Below are 5,603 nucleotides of genomic sequence, written 5' to 3'. Positions count from 1 at the left end.
GGTGCCGGACGGCGAGGGCGTGCTCGCCGCGCTGGTGGGCCACGAGCCCGATCTCGCGGCGCGAGCCCCCGTGCTCCGGGTCCAGCGCCAGGGCGATGTCCCACTCGTCGAACGCCTTGAGCGTGTCGCCACCCTCGCGGTACAGCAGCCCCAGGAGGTAATGCGCCTCCACGTTGTCCGGGTGCTTTTCCAGCCCCCGGATGCACAGCTTGAGCGCGGCGTCGCGCCGGCCCCCGTCGCGGTACGCGCGGGCGAGCGGGAGGAACGCGAGCGAGGCGGGATCGGCCGCCACCTCCTCGCTCCACTGGCGCACCTGCGCGGGCGTGGCGGCGCTCACCGGCCCTCCTCGTCCATCACGGCCAGCAGCGAGTCCGCGGCGTCGCGGGCGCGCTCGGCGCGGCTGCGGCGCACGCGGTCGTTCGCGGCGTCGTCCAGGCGCAGGTACGTGTCCCACGACTCGCGGGCGCGGTGCAGGTCCCCCGTGTGCGCGGCCGCGAAGCCCAGGTTGTAGTGCGTCTGCCCCGCCAGCGGGTCCAGCGCCGCCGCGCGCCCCAGCGCGATGACGGCCTCGCCCCAGCGGCCCAGCCGCTGCTGCGCGTCCGCCAGCAGGCCGTAGACCTCCGGCCGGTCCGGGTGCGCGCGGGCCAGGTCGTCCAGCAGGCGCCGGGCGCGGTCCGCCGCGCCGTCGGCCAGGGCCAGCTGCGCCTCGCCCAGGGCGTCGCGCAGGGGGCGCTCCATGGGGACGGCGGACGTGGGCGCGGGCGGCGCCTCTTCCAGGATGTCGACGACGCCCGTGGCCACGAGGCCGTAGACGATCTTGGCCACGTCGAAGTCGCTGCGCCCCAGCGTCGTGGCGATCGCCTTCAAAGGACGCGTGCCGTCGATCTCCGCCAGCACCTCCCACTCGCTGGGGTGCAGGTCCAGCGTGGCCCCGTCGGGCGAATCGGCCACGAAGACGGGGATCACGCCCATGTGGGGGATCTTGGTCTCCAGCGTGCTCCACTCGTCCACCCGCCGGGCCGCCTCCATCAGCAGCGACTCGGTGGAGACGCGCACGGTCACGCCGCCGGGCGAGGCGGGCGGGCCCTCCTCGAAGCGAAAGTAGCCGTCCTTCCACTGGATGAGCTCGAAGACGATCTCCTGGATCTGGAATCGCAGCTGGCGGCGGACGTCGTCCTCCGTCACGATGCCCTGCTCCACCAGGATGCTGCCCAGCGCGCGCCCGTTGCCCTGCTGCTGCACGCGGCGCGCGGCGGCGATCTGCGACTCCGTCACCTTGCCGGCGCGCAGCAGCAGGTGCCCCAGCCGCTCGTGGGCCTGCCCCAGCTCCGCCCCCGTGACGGCGCCGCGGTCAAAGCGCACGAGCGCCGGCCGGTGCCGCCCGCCCTCGGGGGTAATGCTCAGCACGCCCGTCTTGCGCGACAGGTCCAGGAGCTGAAAGACGTCCGTGAGCGCCAGCTCGCGCAGCGGCCCTTCGATCGCCATCCGCTACACCCCCACGCCGGCATCCGTGTGGAACACGCGGGCCATGTCCAGCGCCATGGACACGTTCTGCCGCGCCGGCTCGGCGAACGGGCCGTGCGGATCGCTCTCCACGGCGTTGCGCCAGTGCTCGATGGCCTCGCGAAAGCGCCGCTCCGCCGCCGCGATGCCGCCCAGGTGAAAGTGCGCGTCCGCCCGGTCGGGGTCAAAGCGCAGCACGCGCCGAAACGCCCGCCGCCCGTCGTCGCGCCGCCCGTCGTCCACCAGCACCTGGCCCAGCAGGACCAGCGCCTCGAAGTGGTACGGGTCGCCCGCGAGGAGATCCACCAGCGCCGCCACCGCCTCGCCGAAGCGGCCCGCGCGGCGGTGCGCCATGGCCAGCAGGAACGCCGCGTCGGAGTACGTGGGCAGCACGTCCAGGGCCGCCTGGCACTCCGTGACGGCCTCGTCGATGCGCCCCGCGTTCAGCAGCAGGCGGCCGAGGTCGACGTGCGCCGCGACGAAGTCCGGGTCGATGCCCACGGCGCGGCGCAGGGCCCGCTCCGCGTCGTCCGCGCGGCCGGCGGCCACGGCGGCGCGGCCCAGGTGGCGCAGCAGCGCGGGATCGCGCGGCGACAGCTCGCACGCGCGGCTGAAGACGCGCACGGCCTCGTCCGCCTCGCCCTGCAGCACCAGCACCTCGCCCAGCACCTGCAGGTTCTCCAGGTGGTCGGCCTCGTGCCCGCGCACCTCCTCGGCCGCCTCGCGCGCGTCCGCCAGCCGGCCCAGGCGCAGGAGCGCGCGGGCGCGGCCGGCCAGAGCGCGGGCGTGGTCGGCGGACCAGGGCTGGCCCTCCAGCCGCGCGTACGCCGCGTCGAAGCGCTCCAGCGCCTCGCCGTCCAGCCCCTGGCGAAGAAAGATGTGCGCCGTGAGCAGGGCCGCCTGCACGGGGTCCGCGCCGGAGACGGCCACGCGGCGAATCTCGGCCAGGGCGCGGTCCAGCAGCCCCTTGGACAGGTAGTCCTCCGCCAGGGCAAAGGCGTCCGCCTGCGGCTCGGGCTCCTCCGCCCTGGGCTGGAGGTCGCTGAAGATGGCGTCCAGCGCGCCTTCCTCGAACGTAAAGCTCTCCACCCCCTGCTCTTCGCCGCTGATGCGCTCCGCCGCGTCCAGCTCCGGCGCCAGCACCTCGGCGTACTCGAACTGCAGGTCGATCGCCAGCTTGTAGCGCGGCGTCGTGTAGTACGGGTTGAGCTCCAGGGCGCGCTTGGTCTCGCGCAGGGCGCCCTCGAAGTCGCCCAGGTTGCTCAGGACGAACGAGAGGTTGTAGCGTGCCTCGGCGTGGTCCGGGTCCGCCTCCACGGCGCGGACGAAGGCGTTGCGGGCCTCCTCGTAGCGCCGCGTCTCCATGAGCACGGCGCCGATGCCGTTCCACGCGCCCGCCATCTCGGGGTTGGCGCGCAGGGCGGCCCGGTACGCGTCCAGGGCGGCGCCGTGGCGGCCCCGGCGCAGGTACATCAGGCCGCGGTTGCACCACGCGTCCGTGAACCCCGCGCGCAGCCGCACGGCCTCCGTGAACGAGGAATCGGCCCCGTCGGGGTCGCCGCGATGGAGACGAACGACCCCCAGGTTGTTCCACGCCAGGGCGTACGCCGGGTCCATCTCCAGCGCCCGCCGGTAGCTGGTCTCGGCGTCGTTGACGGAGCCGGACTGGTGGAGGCAGACGCCCCGCTCGTTCCACAGCTTGGGGCTGCGCTCATCCTCCGCGAGAAGGCGGTCGTACAGGTCCAGCGCCTGGCCGGCCTTGCCCTGGAGAAGGTAGACCTCCGCCATGGACTGCCGCGTGAGGCCCGGCTCCTCGCCCACCTCCAGGGCGCGGTTGAACTCGCGCAGGGCCTCCTCGTACAGCCCCTTCTGGCGGAACGCAATGCCCAGGTTGTAGTGGGCCAGCACCTCGCCGGCCGCGACTTCCGGGCGGCGCACGCGGCCCCCGACGAGCTCCTGGTACCGCGCGGACGAGTAGCGGTCCAGCGACAGGTTGGTCTGGGCCTTGGCGTAGTTGGGGTTGAGCTGGGTGGCCCGGCGCGAGCTGGCGGCGGCGCGCTCCATGTCGCCCATGTCGCCGTGGACAAAGGCCAGCACGTAGTGGGCGTCGGCCATGTCGGGGTTCAGCTCGATGGCGCGCGACAGCTCGCGCAGCGCCTCTTCGTTGAGCCCGCGGTTGTAGTACAGCTCGCCGAGGGAGAAGTGGAGGACGCCGCTGTCGGGGTCCATCTCCAGGGCCTGCTGGAACCACTCCATGGCCGCCTCGAAGTGGCCGCCGGCCTTTTCGGCCTGGCCCAGCTGGATGAGCGTGGTGAGGTCGTCGGTGTCGTACGCCAGCACGCGCTTGAGCTCCGCCACGGCCCCGGCGCTGTCGCCCGTGTTGAGGTAGGCCTGGGCCAGGCGGCGCCGCGCGGCCGTGTCGGTGGGGTCTTCGCGCAGCCGCTCGCGGAGCTCGCTGATCAGCCGGTCGTAGAAGCCGGTGTTGAAGTAGGCGATCTCCAGGTTGCGCTGGGCCACCTGCATCTTGGGGTCGATGGCCAGCGCCCGCTGGAACTGGGCGATGGCCTCCTCGTACATCCCCTTGTTGAAGTACAGGACGCCCAGGTTGTTGTGCGCGCCCGCGTCGGCCGCGTCGATGCGCTGGGCGAAGCCGCGGAGGATGCGGAGGTCCCGCTCCGAGTGGGGCGGCCGGGCGGCCGCTTCGGGGGCGGCGGGTTCCGTCACGTTCAGGCCAGGCGGATGGACTGCAGGATGATCTGCAGCGACTCCACGTCGGGAAGCAGCAGGAACTGGCCCATCACCTTGTCCTCGCTGGCCATCTCGAACTCCGTCTGGATGCAGAACACCACGTCGCGCTCGTGCCCGAAGTTGGTGTACGCCGTGGTCATCACCGCGCCAAAGAGGTCGATGACGAGCGAGGGCACGCTGGGCAGCAGCATGAGCCCCATGAAGTCGCTGATGGCGTTCATGTAGGCCGCGCTCAGGATGTTGCCCGCCTCCTTGATGGCGCTCTGCTCCAGCTCGCCAAAGACGTGCGCGCTGCCCTGCGGCCGGTGCAGCAGCATCTCGGCCAGGCGCATGGCGGCGTTGCGCGGAAAGATGAGGAGCGTGCGCCCGGTCAGGTCGCCCAGCATGTGCATCAGCACGGCCGCGACCACCTCGTCGGGCTTGCCGATCACGTCGGGCACGTCCTCCAGCGGCACCACCTGCAGCCGGGGGACGTTGATCATGATGCGGGTGTTGGTCATCTGCGACAGGGCCGTGGCGGCGTGCCCCGCGCCCATGTTGCTCACCTCGCGGAGGCCGTCCAGCTGCACCGCCCCCAGTTCCCGCAGATCGAGCGTCATCGGAATCCCGTTCCGTTGGTCAGTTCTAAACGCTGGTACCGCCTCATCCCGCCAAGCCGTCTGTCACCGCCGAAGCCGCGCCGTCACTCCAGAGAGGATGATCCTTTCTTTCCTCTCCCAAACGCCCCGATTGTCATCCTGAGAGAGGCGCCGCGCGATCCGTCCCGTGCTGATTCTCTGGCGCCGACCGAAGGATCTTGTGTCCCTGCCTCGGCGCCTGCGTCCGTGCACTGTGGCCGGACCCGCGCGAACGCCCCCTCCGCTCGCCTAGGCTCGCACCTCCCCCAAAACCCCTGGGGGAGGTTATCCCGCCGCAGCCTTCCTGCACATACGCCGCGTTCGTGGATCGGACGCAAGATCCTTCGTCGCCGTCCGCCACGGTGCACCCGTCAGGTCCGCGCGCGGCTCCTCAGGATGACGCTGTCGGCACGGGTACTCCCCCGAGCGCTTAGCTCAGCTGGTTAGAGCACCGGTTTTACACACCGGGGGTCGGCGGTTCGAATCCCTCCGTGTCCATTTCCATCGGAGTTCCCCACGCGCGTCCTGACCCGCCGCGGACCCGACCCCGACCGCCGCTTCACTCCTTTACGCGACCGACGCGGCGCCCAGGAGGCTCCCTGCGTCTAGGATGAGCGCGGGGCGGCCGTCGGCCAGGATGGTGGCGCCGCTGAACAGGTGCAGCGTGTCGGCCGTGGCGTCGAACGCCTTGACGACGATCTCCTGCTGCCCCAGGAGCGCATCCACCTCCAGCCC

General features: G+C 72.1%; 5 protein-coding genes. All 5 read right to left on the bottom strand.

Going from position 1 to position 5,603, the window contains the following annotated elements:
• Window positions 1-337 (bottom strand): tetratricopeptide repeat protein (locus VFZ20_RS03605; protein WP_329682460.1); only part of this gene is annotated, 337 nt, incomplete at its 3' end.
• Entirely contained in the window at window positions 334-1,485 is a 1,152-nt protein-coding gene (locus tag VFZ20_RS03600) for a DUF4388 domain-containing protein (protein WP_329682459.1), read from the bottom strand. The genes VFZ20_RS03600 and VFZ20_RS03605, both read right to left, overlap by 4 nt.
• 3 nt (window positions 1,486-1,488) lie before the next feature.
• Complete coding sequence (locus VFZ20_RS03595; RefSeq protein ID WP_329682458.1) at window positions 1,489-4,227, bottom strand: tetratricopeptide repeat protein; 2,739 nt, start codon at window positions 4,225-4,227, stop codon at window positions 1,489-1,491.
• Window positions 4,228-4,229: 2 nt separating this feature from the next.
• The gene (locus VFZ20_RS03590; RefSeq protein ID WP_329682457.1) at window positions 4,230-4,850 is read right to left on the bottom strand and encodes a chemotaxis protein CheC; all 621 of its coding nucleotides are present in this window, start codon (window positions 4,848-4,850) and stop codon (window positions 4,230-4,232) included.
• A gap of 585 nt (window positions 4,851-5,435) precedes the next feature.
• Window positions 5,436-5,594, bottom strand: a complete 159-nt coding sequence (locus VFZ20_RS32705) for a chemotaxis protein CheW (protein WP_349264058.1) — start codon at window positions 5,592-5,594, stop codon at window positions 5,436-5,438.
• Window positions 5,595-5,603: the final 9 nt, after the last annotated feature.

The organism is Longimicrobium sp. (assembly GCF_036280135.1).
Classification (GTDB): Bacteria; Gemmatimonadota; Gemmatimonadetes; order Longimicrobiales; family Longimicrobiaceae; genus Longimicrobium.
Note: the sequence above shows the minus strand (reverse complement) of the source record. Positions and strands in the feature narration are given on the sequence as shown.